Origin of the sequence: Paenibacillus etheri, assembly GCF_001012825.1 — a bacterium.
GTDB lineage: Bacteria > Bacillota > Bacilli > Paenibacillales > Paenibacillaceae > Paenibacillus_AQ > Paenibacillus_AQ etheri.
This window is the reverse complement of sequence record NZ_LCZJ02000029.1, coordinates 14,082-34,062: the sequence shown is the minus strand read 5'-3', so window position 1 is coordinate 34,062 and position 19,981 is coordinate 14,082. Positions and strand designations below refer to the sequence as shown.

The following is a 19,981-nucleotide window of genomic DNA, read 5'->3' as shown; positions in this document are numbered from 1 at the left end:
AGGATATTTCTATGATTTCAATGGCAGTCTTTTTAGTTTTATTTTCAGGTATTACACATGCGGTATGGAACCTATTTACAAAGAGAAGTCTGAATAAATACGTATTTCTCTGGTCGATTCATATTGTTGGTACACTTGCTCTATTACCTTATTTTATTATTGAGCTGCTCCAAGTTGAGCTTCCGGCGGAGACACTTGGCTATATGGCGATATCTGCTTTATTTCAAGGGTCGTACTTCATTTTCCTCTCTAAATCGTATTCCTATGGTGATTTATCGCAGACCTATCCAATCATGCGAGGTACTGGTGTCATGCTAGTGACCTTGTTAAGTGTTGTGTTATTCGGGGATTCCTTAACTCTAGTAGGCTGGATAGCCTTTTGTTGTATCATAGTAGGGCTCTTTATTATTAGTGGAATCGCTAATCGTCATGCAAATCAAGGGGAAACGACTCATTCTATATCCATTCTTTATGCAATTGTAGTAGGGATGTGTGTTGCGGGCTATACATTAATGGACAAACTAATTGTCCAGCAATTATCTCCACTATCAACACTTGAATTATCCAATATTAATTATGTAATCGTCGCTTTCTTCATGGTTATAAGAGCCGGTCGTGCACAAATTATAAGGGAATGGCAACAAAACTGGAAAATGATCTTGATTGGTTGTATTTGCTCGCCAGCTTCTTATTTTATGTTTCTGATGGCTATGAAGCTTGCTCCACTAGCTTCAATTGCGCCAATACGAGAAATTGGAACTGTTGTAGGTACGATTCTTGGCATACTTGTTCTAAAAGAGAAGCAAGGCGTGCGAAGAATAATCATGTCGGCTGTGATTACCTGTGGGATCATCTCCATTGCCATATGGGGATAAGTTGACTTTACTAGAATTGAGGACTACGTTCTGACCGTATAGGGTGAAAATGAAAGGCCTCTCGTAGGAATACGAGAGGCCTTTCATTCTGTTTAGCATTAGATAGTTCGATTGAAATGATTCTTGATTAGAAGGAACGTTATCAGCAATAAATTCACAGGTGAATATGCCTCATTCTAATTCTTGCTCTAAAACAGTTTTTACTAAACGACGTACTTCATCTGTTGACCTTGTATCCATTAATTGGTTTCTTAATTCGCCTGCGCCTCTAAATCCACGAACATAGATTTTGAAAAAGCGCAGAAGTGGTTTAAATAAACGTGGCTCGAGTTCTTTTGAATATTTATCGTGAAGATCCAACTGTAATAGAAGTAAATGGAGAAAATCCTTCGCACTATGCTCTTTAGGTTCTTTTTCAAAAGCAAATGGATTGGTGAAAATGCCGCGGCCAATCATGACGCCATCAACGCCGTATTGTTCTACTAATTGCAATCCTGTTGCGCGGTCAGGAATATCTCCATTAATAGTTAACAACGTATTTGGAGCAATTTCATCGCGTAATTTTTTAATTTCAGGGATTAGTTCCCAGTGTGCGTCTACTTTACTCATTTCTTTTTTTGTACGCAGGTGAATGGAAAGGTTCGCAATATCTTGTTTCAATATATGTCCTAACCAATCGCGCCACTCGTCAATGTCAGAGTAACCTAATCTTGTTTTAACACTAACCGGCAATCCACCTGCTTTTGCTGCTTGAATAATTTCGGCTGCAACTTCAGGATGTTTTATTAATCCAGCACCTTTTCCATTGGATGCGACGTTTTGCGCTGGGCATCCCATGTTTAAATCGATACCACGAAAACCAAGCTTTTTCATATCAATACTCATCTGTTCAAAAAATACAGGTTTATCACCCCAAATATGAGCGACAATCGGTTGCTCATCTTCTGTGAACGTTAATCGACCACGTACACTGTCTTTTCCTACAGGGTGACAATAACTTTCTGTATTAGTGAATTCTGTGAAAAACACGTCGGGTTTTGCAGCTTCACTAATGACGTGACGAAATACAACATCTGTGACATCTTCCATTGGTGCTAATATAAAAAAAGGCTTCGGTAAATCAAGCCAAAAGTTTTGTTCGTTACTCATATTATCCCCTCTTGTTGCAATATATAAAAACGATATATGCTAATAGCATAGTCCTTTACCCATCATACATAGTATCATTTCTTTTCGTGTTATGCACTTAAAACCCTTGTAAACACTGCACATGGAGGTTCGACTCCCCTTGCCTCCATGTGAAAAACCGTCAATCAAGGTTTCTGCGGATTGTAACAGATCACATCCTAGGTTAATATGTTCCCGCATACGAAACATATGATTGGATAATTCCATTAGCACATTTTGACCACGAACACTACTAACACATCAATTTGACTTGAAAATATAGGACTGAATTTTAAGGGGATTCGGATAGAAAACCTATAATAAGACCTGAAAAACACATACAACTCATCTAATATCATGGGTGGCATGATATAATAATGTTTCCCGTAAGGGATACCCCAGTTGACCACATTGTGTTATTTATGTCCCGATAATTTAAGACGACACCGCGTTAATGTTGTATGTATTTATGTGCAGTTCCCATACCCTTCTCTATTTCCTTTGAAGCACCGTTTATTTTCATATAAGGATTATCAACTAGTAGGAACTTTTTCATCTTCAAGCAGAGCTCTGAGTTTAACAGGTTGAGTGGCAGCAGTTAGCTGAACTGATGCTTTTAAAACCGGAGTATTCGGTAGTAATTGTTGATGTACCACTGCTTCTTGTTGGCGTGTTATTGAGATATCAATTTCTTTTTTTTTCGATCAGCTTAGAGCTTATAAGAGCATCCACAAGTTAATGTTCTGCTTGAGTACAACTTTCAATGCCGGAATAGCGAGAAGGTCTTTTTTTGCTCCGTAAATTTTCCATACCCCAATCTGTGGATTGTCCTGTTCACTCGGCACTCCATATTTGTTACATTAATAGGATCAATAAAGAATGCGCTTACTTTTCGCGCGGCAAGGGGGCGGCATGTTCGGTTCGTTGAGATATCAGACCAAGATTTTTTTGATGCTGTCTGTCTTCTTGTTCGCTGTGCTTACTATTATTAACGTCATTTATTATTTCCGTAATGAATCGTTGATCGAAAATGATTTGGCGCAAAACAAGCAGCAGACGACGATCAAGCTTCAGGAGCAAGTTGACGACATGCTAGAGGAAATGGACGAACTTTCAATCTCCGTTAATGCATCCAACTCGATTATGGGCGTGTTGAAGGGGATTGCGTCCAATTCCGAAGTGAACTACTTCACCGCACATCCGGAAATTAACGCGGAGGTGCGTAATACGCTGTTGTCTTTCACGTCGCTGCAGCCGCTTAAAGGGAGAATCAGCATCGTCAGCCGCTTCGGCGATTATATGGGATTAAGTAACAAGATGGATAACGTGAAATCCAACAAATTCCAAGTGCGCGCCAAGCCGACGTTCCGGGAGTACTTGGCCATGGACGATTATAAACGGTTTTTGCCGCCCCATCCCGACCCATGGTCCGAATCGGGAGATCGAGTTGTTTCGATCGTACGGCCGCTCAGGGATAACTACAACGTGTACGGATATGTGGAGATCAGCTATTCGGTCATGGAGCTGGAGAACCTCTTTTTTTTCCGTAACGACCTGTCCTTCGGCAACGTGCTTATTCTAGGTCCCGATCGCGGCGTATTGTTCAGCAGCTTAAGTCCGGTCATTGCCGGTAATGTCGAGGAGAACGACCGCTTGAATATGCCGCTGGATGAAGAATTCGGGCATTTCCGAATGCAGTTTTCCGGGACCGACGAGATGGTGTTTTATTCGAAGCTGACGGCGGCGGATTGGACGGTGCTGCTGATCGAGGACGTATCCGTTTACCGCAGGCCTATCAAGTATTTGCGCTATAGCTCCGTTACAATTTTTTTGTCGGTGATGGTCGTGTTGCTGCTGACTCTCTATCTCTATACCAGCCGTGTGACAAGACCGCTAAGGAGACTGAAGGATTCACTAGCCAACGTCGACCTTGCGAAGCTGGAGCTTCTGCCCTCGAAGCTGAGAACCTCCAACGAAATTACGCTGCTTGGTGTAGCTTTTCAAGGTTTGCTCGACGAGCTGAAGCGGACGATGCGCCAAGAGGAGATGGCCAAGCAACGAGAGATGGTCGCGCAGATGAACGCGCTACAAGCGCAGGTCAATCCTCACTTCCTCCATAATACGCTGACAGTCATTGCGGCCTACGGAAAAAGCTCAGGCAATCCGAAGGTTGTGGAAATGTGCATCGCGTTGTCTGATATGCTCCGATACACCATGAAGTTCGAAAGGAAGGATTCTACCGTCGGGGCGGAGATGGAACATGTGGAGCAATACTTGACATTGATGCGGAGCAAGTACGAAGGATTCTTGGAAATTGAAATGAACATTGATCCCGATATAGGACCCGTTCCAATTCCGCGATTGTCACTGCAACCTCTCGTTGAGAACGCATTTCAGCACGGGTTCGCGGGAATCGATCCGCCGTGGAAGCTTGCCGTGTCGGGGATGGTCAGCGACGTCACGTGGACTGTCTCAATAGTCGATAATGGAATCGGCTTATCGTTTGAGCTACTGGAGAAGGTTCGGCAGCAAATTGGGCGATTGAGAGACGACCCCGGATCGGAGACGGACTGTCTGGCAGAAGAGAAAGGCGCGGCGGGAGGTTTACCGATACGAGAGGGCAATGGCATCGGCCTTGCGAATGTGGTTGCCCGGCTATACTTATTTTACGGTGAGGCCGTCGAGGTTCGGGTGGACCAAGCTCCGGCAGGCGGCGCGGTATTTACGATAACGGGGAGGCGATAAGGGATGAACCGAATGATGCTGATCGAAGACGAACCGCCCATCCTTCATATGATTAAGGGAATGATCGAGTCTTCTCCCCAAGGTTTTGTCGTGTCGCATACGGCGTTCAACGGGGCGAAGGCGCTGAAGATGCTAGAGGACGGAGCAAAGCCGGACTTGATCGTGACAGATATCCGGATGCCGGTTATGGACGGACTTCAATTCATGAGGGAGCTGTCCGAGAGAGGGTACGAGATCCCATGCATCATCATGTCCGGCTACAGCGACTTTAACTATGCCCGGGAAGCCCTACAGCAGAACGCATGGGATTATTTGCTCAAGCCGCTGAAGGAAGACCACCTGGAGCAAGCGCTGGCCAAAGCATCCGTTATGCTTCGCAAGCGCAAATCTAAAGCGGAACGAGCCTATATGAAGCGGGCATTGCAGCTGGCCGACGACTTCGGAGAGGAACAACCCGCGAATCCGGGATATCTACATTATCAGTTGCTGCTCATAAGGAGAGGATCCTACCGGACCGGCGCATGGGAAGATCGGCTATCTTCGCTCGGCGATTTCTATCGCCGATGGGATGATGATGCCATGGAGGCGGCGATTAGCCCCGAATGGAAGGCGGATCCCGTATGGTGGATAAGCGGATGGGCGTCGAATGAGAGAATCGTGGTTCGCGCCTTGATGGATCCGCAATCGGGAGCCGTTCACCGGGAGGTTGCGGAATCCATGCTGGCAACATGGGCGTCCCATGCGGAAACGGATGAAGGGGCCGTTAATATGGCCGTCTCCGTGTCCGTTACCGAGGAGAGGCTCGCGGTTACGCTTCGTACTCTTAGGGAAGCATTGGCCCGCGAGACGAGGTTCGGTGAATCGCGCGTATGGATGCAAGGTGATATGCGGCGTCCTGGCTTCGTCTTGTCGTCTGAGCTGGATCAGGCCTGCCGTAGTTTGGCCCATTCGGCCGACTATGAAACGTTCGAGAAGGCTATGCAAGGATGGGTAAGAGAGTGGCGTAAAGAAGGCTACGGGCAGCCCGAGGTGGAGAGCTTATTCGCAGCGATCGTCCGTTCCTTCCAAACGTATTGGCCAAAGGAAATCGCTTCGACAATTGCCGCATTCGGTGCGAACGAGCTTGTATCCGGTTGCCGAACGCTGGATGAAGCGGTAAAGCAGTTCTGCGGATATATGAAGGAAGGATATGCGGCTTTGGTCAAGAACCGTCCGGATCGTTCGGCGAAAGATTTGATGGAGGACGTACGACGTTACTTGGATGAACACTTGATGGAGCCGATCGGCAGCGACAAGCTTCAGCTAGTGTTCGGCTATAACAAGACGTATATCTCTAACGTGTTCAGCGAAGTCTTCGGCATGCCACCTGGAAAATATTTATCGAAGCTTCGCATCGACAAAGCAATCGTGCTCATCTTTGAACGACCGGAACTGTCGCTCCGCCAGATCGCGGAGCTTGTCGGCTACGAAGACAGTCTGTATTTCAGCAAGGTATTCAAAAACGCGACAGGGCTCAGCCCGAGGGAATACAAGGAGAGGCGGGAGAAGGATGGGCATAGCGGGGGTATATAATGTGTGGTTCTTCCGTGTTTTCGTAGGGTTACTGCTCGTCTTTACTGCGCTCTTCCTCTTCGGCTGCAGCGCAGATAGAAATGAGCCGGACGGCGTAATGGGTAAGACGCGGCCGGTTACGCTTACGCTGATGGCCAACCAGGATTGGACGGTCAAGCCGATTATGAAGCGGGCCATTGCGCTCTATGAGGAGCAGACCGGCAACCGGATTGAGCTGCAGGCTCTTCCGATCGACACAGTCGATACATTAATCAGCAAGAGGGTCGCGATTGGCGAAATTACGGACCTGGTTATGCACTTCGGGGGAGCTGCACTCAGCGACTTGCATCCTGAGCGTAACTTCGTCGATATGAGCAGTGAGGACTGGGTGGCGGACCTGACCGACGAGGTGAAGCCGCGCCTGTCCAAGGACGGCAGGTTATACGGCTTGCCCTTATGGGAGGCTTCCACCAGCGGGACTTTGTATAATAAACGCATATTTGAAAATCTAGGCTTGCGGGTTCCTGAGACGCAGGAGGAATTTTTTTCCCTGTGCGAGAGGCTGTTAGAGGCAGGCATCGTTCCGGTCTATTTGGCTAGCAAAGACGTATGGCCGCTAATGCCTCAATTCGGCATGGATTACTCAGCCGAACGGACGCCGGGATTGGTGGAAGCACTTAATGCGAACAAAGTGAATTTGGCCGACGTGCCGGCTGTCCAGGAAGTTGTCGATTGGTACAGGACGATGTATGTCCGCGGGTATTTCGGCAGCGATTCTTCGAACAACAACTGGGACGGCTTGCCGGCCGCGCTTCATAGCGGTGATTACGCCATGGTCATGTCATGGGACGTATATTTGTATTCCGATCTGGAGATGAAGTATCCCGGATTGGCAGGCGATTTCGGGTTAATGCCCCTCTTTGTAGGCGGTAAGGACGCCAAGCTGTACGAAGGACCGAATGCAGCCATGATTATGGTGAACAAAAACGGAAGCCATGCCAAGGAAGCGATGCAGTTCACCCGTTTCCTTGCACAGCCAGCCGTCTTGAATAATATTTACCGTAATCTGAAGACGGGAACGTATTTCGGCAGCGTGACGACAAATCAACCAACGCCTCAATATGTGGAGAATAAGGAGCAGATCGTTCGTCTCAGTTCTCCCTCCATCACTCCGTTTATCGTAGGCTACAGCCAATACGAGATGGCCAAGTGGGTCCAGCAAGCGATGATGGGCACCATTACGACACGGGAGGCGCTCTCTGGCATGGACAATTACCGCAAGCAGGCTGCGATCGACCGCGGCATCCCCGAGTTCCAATATCCCCGCTAAAACGATGTAAGATTTCCATATCAACTCATGTGGAATGTCCATGGGCGCCCCCTTCGGAGCATGTTACGCTTGTTTTGCAAGCGCTTCATACATGCTAGAAGGGGGGATTATCCATGAAGAAACCAGTCAACAAAACTTATTCTCTGCTAAGTACGCTCCTCGTATTTGCCATGACGCTGGTCGCATGCGGCACATCGAACGGGGGCGATAAGCCCGAAGCCAGTGCGTCAGCAGAAAGCGACAAGCCGTCCGCGACGGCGAGCAGCGAGGAAACCGTCACATTGAAGTTTTGGACGTGGCATCCGTCCGCGGATCTCTACAAGCCAGTTATCGAGAAATTCGAGGAAACGCATCCGGGCATTAAAGTCGAGCTTACGGTCATGGAGAGCAAAGACTTCCAGACGAAGATGCCGCTGGCGCTCAGCACGCAGGAAAACCTAGATGTCGTAGGCGTTCAAACCGGGGCGATGCCGAAGCAAATTCAGGCGGATCTGCTGCCGCTAGAGGAGCTACTATCCGAAGCGCGGCCGGATTGGCAATCTGTCATTAGCGAGAACAGCGTTGCGCAGGCGAAGTCCCAGGCAGACAACCTGAAGTTCTTGCCGATGGCTTCCGTCGGCTCGATGGTTATGTATTACAACAAAGACATTTTGGATGAGCTTGGTCTGCCGGCACCGCAAACCTATGTGGAGTGGAAGACCGTATCTGATAAGCTTCACAAGACGAAGAGCGACAAGTTGTCTGTAGCCGTCGGCGGCAAGGACGCATGGATTATGGATGAGCTCGTCTGGACGATCGCCGGTCAGCAATCCGACCTGTTCAACCAGTGGCGATACAACGGCAAGAAGCTGGACGGACCTGAGTTTACGCAGGCAGTTGCTGGCTTCCAGAAAATTTTCGATGATGGCATCATAAGCAAAGACGACGTGCTCGATATGGACTATACGTCTTCCCGTACCGCCTTTACGTCCGGCCAAGCGGCATTTTTTATCCAAGGAACTTGGGAGGCGAACCTGCTGCTGGAGAGCTTCCGCAAGTCCAACCAAGTGGATGTGGGCGACGTAGGCGTTCTGCCGATCCCGGCTATCGAGGCAAACGGAAAACCGTCGATCCGATCCTTCATTGATCTCGGTATCGCCATTCCGGCGCACTCTACACATCCGAAGGAAGCAATGCAGCTGATTGACTTCCTCGTATTCGGCGAAGGCAACGACATGCTCGCCTCAACGTTCGCCTTCTCGACCAACAAGACGGGCTTTGCACCGGATGCTTCTCTGCTGACGACGCCGACGGCGCAACAATCCTATAAGATAGTATCTGATTTGCTCAGCTTCCCGACGGCCGACCGGAACAACAATTCTCCGTTCTCTGATGTCGCGGGACAACAGCTTCAGAAGCTGCTCATAAGCAGCCAGACGCCTGAAGAGACAGCCAAGTCAATCGAACAAGAATTCCAGACGGGCAAATACCCGAACGAATGATAGCCCGACCGGAGTTGCAGACCGCCTGTAGCTCCGGCCTTGCTAAGCAGGGAGTGTGCATCTTATGAAAATCTCAGGTAGAGAACATGTTGTCGGGTTTATGTTTATCGCGCCGCTGCTGATTTTGTTTGCCGTGTTTTTGGTTTATGGATTTTATTTTATAGTGCATGCTAGCTTCTACGACCAGACGCTGTCGTTCAGGGATGCGACGTTCGTGGGCTGGGACAACTATGCCACTGCATTGTCGGATAACCGATTTTTGCGCTCTATTGTCAACAACCTGGCTTATTCGGCGGCCGCCATTCTCATCAGCTTGTCAGTCGGATTTTTGTTATCCGTCGTCTTGAACATGGGGATCAGAGGCTCCAAGCTGCTGGGCTCGCTGTTTTTTATCCCGTCTTTCATGCCGCTAGCCCTGATCGCGATGGTATTCTCCATCATGCTGGAGTTTCGCTTTGGCACGCTGAATCAGCTGCTGCACGGTATAGGTCTCGATTTCCTTGCCCAGCGGTGGTTAAGCGATCCGACGCTCGCTTACATGTCCGTCATCTCCATCTCCGTGTTTCTAATCGGGCTGCCCATGATGTACTATAATGCGGATATGACCACGATTAATACTGGCATACTCGAAGCGGCCGTCATCGATGGGGCGGGACTTGGACGCATGCTGTGGAACGTCATGTTTCCGCTCCTCAAGAACGCCCACAAGACGATAATATTGTCCACGCTGCTTGGCAGCTTTCGAGAATTCGAGAGGGTGTTCTTGCTTACGCAAGGCGGCCCGGCGGGCACAACGGAAAATTCGAGTGTTTATATCTATTCCTTTGCCCGGTCCGCCGGGGCGAATATCGGTTATGTCTGCGCGGCTTCCGTCATCGTGCTCCTAATCGCTTTGGGGATATCCGTCATCCAGCTTATCGCTTATCGTCCTCGGACGGGAAAGGGGGGAGGGCATGAATTTCGCTCTCGCAAACCGCAAGCAGAAGAGAATCATTAGCGTGTTTTTGTATGCTTTCGCTCTTGTTTGGCTGTTTCCGTTTTATACCGCTATCCGCAATTCGCTGAAAGTGAACGGGTTTCGGAATTACGTCGATTTGTTCACCAGTGATTTGAACGGCATTTCGCTTATGGGTACTTTCCGGAACTCGGCGCTTATTGCGATCGGCTCGACGTTTCTGCTGCTGTCAATAGGTGCGCTTGCTGCCTTCGCCTTCTCCAAGCTTCGATTTTTTGCGAAGGAAGCTATTTATGTATCGGTTTTACTATGTCTGGCCGTACCTGGCGTCGTCATTTTGATTCCATTTTATTACATTTTAAAAAACTTGGATCTCTACAATACGCTTTGGGCTGTCATCTTCTCGGAAGCGGTTCTTACGTTGCCGTTCGCCGTCCTGATGTTGCGGAATTACTACGACAATCTGCCGCCCGAGCTGATGGAGTCGGCTTCAATCGACGGGGCTTCTAAGCTGCAGGCCTTCATACACATTTATTTGCCGCTATCCATTCCTGCGTTAATTAATCTCGGAGTGCTTTCGATCATGTGGTCGTTCCAAGATTTTCTACTCCCGCTTATGTTCCTGACGGATAAGTCCATGCTGACCGCTACGGTTGCCGTCAATACGCTAAAGGGCTTATTCGGCTTCTCTCCCGCCGACCTGGGGAAATTCAACGCGGCGCTAGTTGTACTGGGGATGCCGGGTGTCGTCATCTTTACGTTTGCGCGGAAGTTCATAACAAGTGGAATTACTTCTGGAGCAGTAAAAGATTAGGTAAATGCTTGTGTAGCTAACACGTTTAGGAGGATGGAACGATGCGACACGAAGAACAGACGCAGGTCAATTATTACCTTAGTCCGTATGGGGACGACTGCGCTCCGGGAACAGAGAGCGAGCCGTTCGCCACCTTGGATCGGGCAAGAAGGGAACTTAGAATTACTGGAACTGCGGGAGTGTGCTCGGCAACGGTTTGGCTTCGAGAGGGCACGTATTACGTGGGCGAGCCGTTCGTGCTGACGGCGGAGGATTCCGGGACGGAAGAAGCCCCGATTCACTACCGGGCCTACCCAGGCGAGCGTCCCGTCGTTAGCGGAGGCATGCGGATGCACGGGAATTGGGAGCCGTACCGGGATGGCATTTGGGTATGCGAAATCCCGGAGTGGCGAGGCGTCTCGAAGGAGAGCTTGTTCACCGAGCTGTACGTTAATGGCGCGAGGCAGACACGGGCCCGCTATCCGAATACCTTAAATGGCGAACCTGCTTATTTGCGTCCTCTTCGTGAACCGGCTACGTGGCCTCATGCTGAATTCGCCTTCGATCCCGTCACATTTACCGGCAAGGAATGGGCGCATCCGGAAGATGCGGTCGTGCACATCTTCGGTAAAAATAGATGGGGCAACCTGCAATGGCGCGTGAAAAAAGTCGACCGAGAAGCGGGCTTCATCCGTCTCGGCGACGGCGGTTATCAGATTAATGACATTATACAAGGGGCCGATGCCACCGGCATTGACCAGCGTTCCGATTATTACATCGAGAACGTGTTCGAGGAGCTAGATGCGCCGGGCGAATGGTATGCCGACCGGGAATGCGGCCTTCTCTATTGTTATCCGCCTGATGGCATCGATCTCCGTGCTGCCATCGTGGAAGTGCCGGTCTTGGATGGCATCGTCTTATGCAGTGGAACGCAGTGGAATCCCGTTCAGCATGTAGCGTTTATCGGACTAACCTTTAGGCATACGGCGCCGACTTACCTTCAAGCTTACGAGGCGCCATCGCTTGGAGATTGGACTATCCACCGGGGAGGAGCCGTCTTTCTGGAAGGGGCGAAGCATTGCGAGATCGCGTATTGCCGCTTCGACGCCGTTGGGGGAAATGCCGTGTTCATGAGCCTGTACAATTGGGGGAACCGGGTACATGGCTGCTGGATGCATGACATCGGAGAAAGCGGCATTTGTCTGGTCGGCTCCAAGCAGCTCACGCTCGGTAGCCAGCATGCTTACCCTGCCGAAATTACGGTTAGCAACAACAAAATCCACGATATCGGCGTATACGGGAAGCAGACGGCCGGTGTGTTCATCTCGGTCAGCAGTGACAATGTCATCAGCCATAACGAAATATTCCGGCTGCCACGAGCTGCTATCTGCATAAACGACGGCACTTGGGGCGGGCACGTCATTGAGTTTAACGATATCTACGACACGGTTAGAGAGACCGGGGATCACGGCCCCTTCAATTCATGGGGACGAGACCGATTCTGGTGCTTGTCCCAATCCCATGGACCTGCGTCGCATGGCGTCGGAGATGTCTGTCTGGATGCCCGGAAGCCGGTCGTCATTCGTAACAATCGGTTCCGCGACCGCAAAGGATGGGGTATCGATCTGGATGACGGCTCCTCCAATTACGTCGTGCGGGAAAACTTGTGCATCGGCGTATCGATTAAGCTGCGGGAAGGCGATCACCGAACGGTTGAAAACAATATTTTCGTGAACGGGGCTAATCCTCCCGGCATCCATATTGGATACGAGGGGAACAGCGACCGGTTCATCCGGAACATCGTCGTCGCGAACAGCGAATGGGATAACCCCGAGGTCGACATCGATTTCCAGAAAGGCGCGTCCAAAGGCGTATTGTATGAGTTCATCGGCCCTCCCGTTCATGGCGCATGGGTGCGGGAGCTGGATGGCAATGTGTTCTACAACGATGTGGGACGGTTTCTTGCTACCGTTCATTACCGTCCACTAGGGAGCCGGACCGAGACGTACGAATGGTCCGATTGGCAGGCGATGGGTTGGGACGCCCATTCCGTATTCGGCGCCCCATTGTTCATCGATCCCGAGGGAGGCGATTATCGCGTTAGACCGGAATCCCCAGCGCTGGCGCTTGGATTCCGCAACTTCACGATGGATCGATTCGGCTTGGAAGATGATTTCCCTGACTTCAGTTGACTTCGGAGAGGAAGACGCGGACATCTGATCCGTTTTTATAAGTCAAGCACCTGGTAGGCCTGCTCCTTGTTTATGAAGGGCGGATTACTGTAGATAAGCTGTTTCTTCAAAATGCTGTGCTATGACCCAATACTGACATTATCATAGCGTATTCATGAGAAGTTTATTGAGAACAGCGATCAGAGTGATGCAGCTGGCCTTTTCTCGGACGGCCACCCCACGATTTCACGCGTGCACAGATCCATTACGCCAGCCAAGTACAAACGACCTCCCCGAAAAGGATTGTATGTAATGTCGGTGGTTTGCACACAATGGAGCGAAGCTTCATTTGCCGCATATACACGCTCAGGGTGCGTTCAGTAATGGAATAGCCTTCTTGAAGCACAACGCTCATTTCTTTCAACTGTGGCTCGATTTCTCGTACTCGTTCTACGCTGGCTGCCGGTTCATTCTTCAGTTCCCAATATTGGCTCATCCATTGATGTAGCGTACTTTTTTTTGGGGATGTTGAGTCCTTCCACCAAATCGCATATCGTCTTTGTTTGTTTTTGAATAAATCTGCACGTCTGTTCTTAAATGCTTCATTATACCGCTGTCGATATTCTCCCATATGAACACACCTCCGTGGTCTCATCATCTGCAAGTCTGTTAACTGGTGTCCACTTTTATTCTAGCTCAGGATGTCCGCTGGAGGAGGTGAAGAGGCCATATTTTTTGAAATAACGGAACCCATATTCTAACAGCACGAAGGCCAATCATTGAGACGTTCTCACCATAAACTCTGCTTAATGCTATTAAACGGAAGCGCTTTCAAATATGTTGGAAGCAGGTGCGACCGTTATGCCATAAAGGATTAGCATCTATCATGAGTGAAAATAAGAGGGAGGAAAATGAAAAATGAGAGCAAAAAAGTGGTTGGCGATGGTATTGGTGTTAGTTTTGGTACTTCCGTTCCTGCCCGCGGCGAATGTGTCAGCACAAGCCCAGCAAGGCGGAACGATTGTGCTTAACCCGGCAAGAATGATCGATAATTTGGAGATGCTGCCGGCGGCGGCGGCGGAACGGGACGATGCTATCACCATATTTAACGCAGGGGTGCCGAAATATTTTTGGATAAACAATTTTGGTGCAAGAAGCAGCGACGATTTGAAATGGACTGTGCGTTCGGATTTGAGCGAAACAACCGATTATTTTGTTTGGCTGCATTTAAAAGCATCGGCAGGTACGCAGTTCAAACTGACCGTTACGCAACATCAATCCTCTACTGAATCGAATTTCACTAAATTGCACAACGGCTGGGAAGTAGCGGAAGTCGGCGTACTGCAAATCCCGCCAGGGGAAAGCACGATTACGCTTACGAAGGTGACAAGCGCTAATCAGAATATTTCCATTAAGGGGCTCGATATGATCCGCCTTTCCGACAAGGCGGCATACTTGGACAGGGCAGCCTCTTATAAAACCGATGGAAGCGAGCAACGGGCCAAATTCGGCAATTCCGGCTACGGTTTGTTTTTCCAGTACGGCACATGGGGGTATCCGCAATTCGGATCGAAAAAGAACGCGGAAGATTCCACGAATGATTTTGATGTCGAAGCGTTTGTAGACATGTTGGAAGATACGGGCGCAAGTTTCGTCATCTGGTCGATCACTTGGTGGCAATACAGAATGCAAATGCCTGTGCAGGCGGTTGACGACATCATGGGCGATTCTTCGCTGACGACGGAACGCAATTTGGTGGGTGAAATCGCCGCAGCCACCAAGGCCAGAGGCATCGACTTTTACTTGTATTACCACCAAGGCATTCAGCAGGAGCCGAATTGGAAGGCGAAACAAAATTGGCCAAACGATTTTACAAAATACGGAGTCGGGGATCGCAGTACATTTATTAATAACTGGGAAAAAGTCGTTAAGGAAATAGGCACAACTCTGGGAACGAATTTGGACGGCTGGTTTTTCGACGATGGCTGCGTCTATTATCCTGCGCCGTTTGAGAGAATGGCCATCGCGACAAAGGCGGGCAACCCGAATCGGATTGTATCTTATAATTCCTGGGAAGGGACGAAGATCACCGATTTCCAAGATATGATCTTTGGCGAAGGCACTTGGGGAGACATTACGGAGCCTACGACGGACGGTATATTCCAGGGGGGCAGAGAAGCAGGCCTGCAGCAAGTGGGGATGCCGATGCTGAATAACGATAACTGGGGCATAACAAGTCAGAACGAAACGATTGATCTGACGGTTAATACGAATACGTTGATTGCCAAAGTGAAAAGCGCGTCAGAGAGAAAGGTGCCCGTTGCCCTTAACATCAAAATGTGGGAGGGCGGCACGATCGGTGATTCCACCATTCAAGCTCTCTTTGCGTTGAAGAAAGCGATCCATCAAGCAGAGTACGAGCCGGAAGTGTTGGTGAACGATAACGACACCCGGATCAAGTACTCGGAGGATACCGGCTGGACCTATGGCCCGGACATCTACAGCGGTTACTATAACAATGATACCCATTATTCCAAGAATACGGCGGCATCACCATCCGTCGAATTTGAGTTTACGGGTACCGGCATTGGTGTTATCGGCAAAAAAGCGCCATGGTCGGTGAATATGGACGTCTATATGGATGGAGATATCGTGACGGGCACAATTACGGGCAGCGGAGCCTTTAACGGTACACCTGAACAAAACCAATTCGAAGCTTACAAAAAGACGGATCTGTCATACGGGACCCATCAAATCAAAGTGGTGTATAAGTCCGGAGCCCAAGAGGCGCAATTGGATGCATTTAAGGTTTATAACAATAGCGGTGAGCCGCCTGAAGACATATATTCGGTAAAAAAAGTGCTGATTTCTAGCGAAAGCGATGACATAGGATTATCATCGTCTATGCAGATGATAGCTTCCGTCATTCCGCAATACGCAAGCGACAAATCGGTCGAATGGTCTGTCACAACCGTTGACGGCAGCGCCACAACTCTCGCCGCGATCGACATTAATGGTTTGTTGACATCCAATCAGACTGCAGGAATGGTTAAGGTTGTCGCCAGAGCCAAATCAAATGCGGCTATCGTTGCGGAGAGGCTCATAACGATCAAAGTGCTGCCGAAAGTGACAACGGTCTACGGAAACGACCCGGCTATCGTGAAGACTGGCACGTGGACGACTAGAGATTCCAATAAATCGATCGATTCAACAGTGGCGGGAGCAACGGCTAGTCACAGCTTTACAGGCAATTTCATCGAATGGTATAGCGTTATCGGCGACGATCACGGCATTGCCGATGTCTATATCGACGGCCAATACGTGACGAACGTAGATCTGTATTCGACGAGCCGAGAAACAGGAGCTTTGTTGTTCCGTTCGGAAGATTTGGGAGGCGGTCAGCACACGATCAAAATTGAGGTGCAGGACAGCAAAAACCAAGCGTCGTCTAATCGCTATGTAGAGGTGTATTCTTTCCGAATTGAAGAGTCTGTTAATAGTGCATCTACGGACAAAAGGGAGATTAAGGATTTAATCGATTATGTTGAAGAACAGAAATTAACGCTGGAATATCCCTATCTCGTACCAGTGGTCAAGGAAGCTATCGAAAAAGCGCTGGAAGAAGCATATGTAATCTATATGAAGGATGATGCATCCGAAGTAGAAATCACGGCTGCCTATGAAAACCTTCTTGGGAAAGTGCATTTATTGAGTTTTACAGGCAACAAGACGGAATTGAACCACTTGTATAACTTATATGAGGACTTCGCGCAAGGCGATATGCCCGACGAAGTATGGGGAGTATTTCAGGAGGCATTGGCGGTGGCGAAGGAAACGTTAGCTGAAGTGAATGTATTACAGGCTGAAATCGATATGGCAAAAATCGAACTACAAAGTGTAATCGATCGTTTGGGCACGACATTGCCAACCACCTATACCGTAACATTCAACAGCAATGGTGGCAGCGATGTTTCTACCCTGACAAATGTTACTAGCGGCAGCGCGATCACGACACCCATTCCTGCCAGAACAGGATATGTCTTTAACGGTTGGTATAAAGAATCGACATTTAAAAACGCATGGAATCTTTCAACGGACAAAGTAACGGGAAACATTACTCTGTATGCGAGATGGGTAGAGAATACACCGACAGGACCAACAGACCCAACACAACCCACACAACCCACACAACCCACACAACCCACACAGCCGACACAGCCAACACCATCAACACCAGAAATATCGAAAGGCGGAATTGTTGTTGAAAATCTAAAACCGAACAAAGCCGGAAATGTAATTCTAGAGATCGGTGAGCGGGATATGGATGCGGCTATAAAAGCTGCTGAGGTCAAAAAAGATGGAAGTAAGCGAATAACTGTAAGTCTTAATAGCAAGGAAGATATACAACAATATACGATAACCATACCTTTAGATTCGGCAGCAAAGGAAAAGGCTGATATTGTGCTGGAAACAGCAATTGGCAGCGTTACATTACTGAATCATGTCGTAAAAGAGCTGGCAACTGATAGAAACAGCAAGATCGATTTGATCATAAGTATTGCTGATAAAAATCTTTGGATTAAGGAGATACAGCGACTTGTAGGAGATAGACCGATTGTAGATGTGAAACTTTTGCAAAATCATAAAAAAACAAATGCAACCGCAAAAGTGTCTATAAATTATGATCCAAATGAACAGGAATGGGCTGATTCTGAACATATTGTAGTTTATGAAGTAGCGAATGACGGTTCAATTGTGATAAAAGCGAATGGCAAATATGATGCAGCAACCGGAACAGTTACAGTATCAGGACAAGCAAATGGAACCTATGCGGTAGGTTTTGTTAAGAAGACATTTGACGATACATTAAACGTTAAATGGGCTGAAAAACAGATATCGGTACTTGCATCCAAAGGCATAATAAATGGAACAAGTGAAACTAGCTATTCACCTGAAAAGAGTATAACAAGAGGGGGTTTCTTGAAGCTGTTAGTAGATATCTTGGAGCTTAGCGCTGATGCCAACAATAACTTTCATGATGTGGCAGAGGATGCCTACTATTTTAGGCAGATTGCAATAGCCAAGGCATTGGGCTTGGCAACCGGTGCAGGAAACAATCATTTTTATCCGGAATCCGAGATTAGCAGACAGGATATGATCGTACTGATAGATAGAGCGTTGAAGATTGCAGGGAAAGCGCCTAGCCAAGGGGATAAGTCTGACTTGGATTCATTTGCCGATGTGGAGAAAATTTCTGGTTATGCATTAGAGAGCATAGCGTCATTGGTAAGAGAAGGAATTATATCGGGCACCGGCAGTGGAATTGATCCGAAAGGAACGACAACCAGAGCGCAGGCAGCTGTAGTGCTTTATAACTTGTATAAAAGATGACCGCCAACGTCCGGAATACATTTACGGGGAGTGAATGGAGTGAAAATAAAAATGATTAGCACGATACTATCTGGGGTTATTTTGATGGCAGCGATTTTCCCGAGTTTTTCTTCTGTACATGCGATGAATCCAGATAACGGCATCCAGGAGGACTTATTATATCTTTCTGAAGAGCTAATCCTGAATGGAAATGATGCAACGAATGTTGTATCTAGTAGGTTGGACCTACCCAAAACGATTGGAACAACGACGACTGTCGAATGCACATCAAGTTTGCCTGATGTGATTAATGCAGCTGGCTTTGCTATAGGGTCTAATGCATTTACATTTGAACCTGTACAGGCACAAAAAGTACGACTGTTTGTTGCAATGGCTGAAGGAGATATTCCAAGCATTTGCGAATTCGAGGTTTATAATACGAAAGAAGCTCAACCGGTTAAATATACGATTAGCTTTAACTCAAACGGTGGCAGTGCAGTTGATTCGATTACAGCGATACCTAAGAATACGAGCATTACTCTGCAGTCGCCAACCAGAGATGGATATGTTTTTTTAGGCTGGTACACGGACAACAATACTTTTGCTCTTGAATTTACTAACCGAACACGAATAAACGCAAATACAGCTCTTTACGCTAAATGGATTGATACAGCTTCAGTAAGGCATACTGTAATTTTTGAAGTCAATGGAGGTAGTGCGGTCAACCCGATTACGGGAATTTTGCATGGTGAAACAATGCCTATGCTTCCAAGATCAACATTATTGGGCGGTTTTGTATTTGAAGGTTGGTTTTTGGACGACAATACATTTGAATATGAATTTACAACCGAAACAGCTGTTACCGCAAATTCTACCGTATACGCTAAATTTGCTTTGCGAAGTACTCCTGAGGTGAATAAAGCTTTGCTTGATGCCAATATTGAATTTGCCCAAAAACTGAATGTTGATCAATATCTAGAAACAGGAAAAGCAGAGCTCTTAGATGCTCTTGCAAACGCTGAAGAAGTATCCGAAAACCCGAGCGCACTTCAAGAGGAAATTGATTTAGCAAATCATAATCTTAAATACGCGCTTTTTAGAATGAGAATGATACCAAGTAAGGACAAACTAGAAGAGTTAATTAGCAATTAAAGTAATCAATAGCCGGCGATATGGTGGATAGCAGCGGAAACTAAAATGAAATGCAAGCAAACGGGCGGGACATGATCCATTCATGTCCCGCCCGTTTCCGCTGATGCGTTTTTTCCTTTTTACTTCTGCGTATCAGTTAGTTCTCTTGCAGATAAGTCCGAATAACGTACTGTAACCAGCAATATCATTCGTACAAAGATGACCCTAAAGATACGAACCAAATGGCGCAAGTATTTGCCGCTTACCCTCATGACCCTACCGGTTTATTGTATTTTTGCTCGTTAACAATGGATACTCGTGGCGACGACCACGTACCACTTATTCAGCAAGTTATGAATCGTGGTCTGCATGTCGGCGGCATGATGTAATACAGCAAAAAAACCTTGCTGTA

At 48.0% G+C, this 19,981-nt stretch carries 12 protein-coding genes; 10 read left to right on the top strand and 2 right to left on the bottom strand.

Features of this window, described 5'->3' with window-relative positions; genetic code table 11:
• Nucleotides 1–11: 11 nt before the first annotated feature.
• Complete coding sequence (locus UQ64_RS18340) at nt 12–875, top strand: DMT family transporter (RefSeq protein ID WP_060624985.1); 864 nt, start codon at nt 12–14, stop codon at nt 873–875.
• A gap of 171 nt (nt 876–1,046) precedes the next feature.
• Here UQ64_RS18340 and UQ64_RS18335 read toward each other — a convergent pair whose 3' ends face one another.
• Nucleotides 1,047–2,024: a tRNA dihydrouridine synthase gene (locus UQ64_RS18335; protein ID WP_060624984.1), complete on the bottom strand. Its 978-nt coding sequence runs from the start codon at nt 2,022–2,024 to the stop codon at nt 1,047–1,049.
• Between the two features lie 930 nt (nt 2,025–2,954).
• Between UQ64_RS18335 and UQ64_RS18330 the strand changes: the two genes are divergently transcribed.
• The 7 genes from UQ64_RS18330 to UQ64_RS18300 all read left to right on the top strand — a co-directional run bounded on the left by UQ64_RS18330 (nt 2,955) and on the right by UQ64_RS18300 (nt 13,089).
• Nucleotides 2,955–4,787 carry a cache domain-containing sensor histidine kinase gene (locus tag UQ64_RS18330; protein ID WP_060624983.1) on the top strand — a complete coding sequence of 611 codons (1,833 nt, stop codon included), beginning with the start codon at nt 2,955–2,957 and terminating at the stop codon, nt 4,785–4,787.
• 3 nt (nt 4,788–4,790) lie between these two features.
• Nucleotides 4,791–6,359, top strand: coding sequence for a response regulator (locus UQ64_RS18325; RefSeq protein WP_060624982.1), 1,569 nt, complete (start codon nt 4,791–4,793; stop codon nt 6,357–6,359).
• Nucleotides 6,337–7,668 carry an ABC transporter substrate-binding protein gene (locus UQ64_RS18320; protein ID WP_060624981.1) on the top strand — a complete coding sequence of 444 codons (1,332 nt, stop codon included), beginning with the start codon at nt 6,337–6,339 and terminating at the stop codon, nt 7,666–7,668. Before UQ64_RS18325 ends, UQ64_RS18320 begins: the two co-directional genes overlap by 23 nt.
• Nucleotides 7,669–7,781: 113 nt before the next feature.
• Nucleotides 7,782–9,149: an ABC transporter substrate-binding protein gene (locus UQ64_RS18315; protein WP_060624980.1), complete on the top strand. Its 1,368-nt coding sequence runs from the start codon at nt 7,782–7,784 to the stop codon at nt 9,147–9,149.
• 64 nt (nt 9,150–9,213) lie between these two features.
• The gene (locus UQ64_RS18310) at nt 9,214–10,146 is read left to right on the top strand and encodes a carbohydrate ABC transporter permease (RefSeq protein WP_060624979.1); all 933 of its coding nucleotides are present in this window, start codon (nt 9,214–9,216) and stop codon (nt 10,144–10,146) included.
• Nucleotides 10,103–10,918, top strand: a complete 816-nt coding sequence (locus UQ64_RS18305; protein WP_060624978.1) for a carbohydrate ABC transporter permease — start codon at nt 10,103–10,105, stop codon at nt 10,916–10,918. The genes UQ64_RS18310 and UQ64_RS18305 overlap by 44 nt, the downstream gene beginning before the upstream one ends.
• A gap of 41 nt (nt 10,919–10,959) precedes the next feature.
• Nucleotides 10,960–13,089 carry a right-handed parallel beta-helix repeat-containing protein gene (locus UQ64_RS18300; RefSeq protein WP_060624977.1) on the top strand — a complete coding sequence of 710 codons (2,130 nt, stop codon included), beginning with the start codon at nt 10,960–10,962 and terminating at the stop codon, nt 13,087–13,089.
• 244 nt (nt 13,090–13,333) lie between these two features.
• Here the strand turns inward: UQ64_RS18300 and UQ64_RS18295 are convergent, their stop codons facing one another.
• Nucleotides 13,334–13,699 (bottom strand): transposase, encoded by a 366-nt coding sequence (locus UQ64_RS18295; RefSeq protein WP_060624976.1) that lies wholly within the window; start codon nt 13,697–13,699, stop codon nt 13,334–13,336.
• A gap of 287 nt (nt 13,700–13,986) precedes the next feature.
• Here UQ64_RS18295 and UQ64_RS18290 point away from each other — a divergent pair, with 287 nt between their 5' ends.
• Together UQ64_RS18290 and UQ64_RS18285 are read left to right on the top strand one after the other, a co-directional pair.
• Nucleotides 13,987–18,459 (top strand): S-layer homology domain-containing protein, encoded by a 4,473-nt coding sequence (locus UQ64_RS18290; RefSeq protein WP_060624975.1) that lies wholly within the window; start codon nt 13,987–13,989, stop codon nt 18,457–18,459.
• 39 nt (nt 18,460–18,498) lie between these two features.
• Nucleotides 18,499–19,590 carry an InlB B-repeat-containing protein gene (locus UQ64_RS18285; RefSeq protein ID WP_156417604.1) on the top strand — a complete coding sequence of 364 codons (1,092 nt, stop codon included), beginning with the start codon at nt 18,499–18,501 and terminating at the stop codon, nt 19,588–19,590.
• The last annotated feature ends 391 nt before the right edge of the window (nt 19,591–19,981 follow it).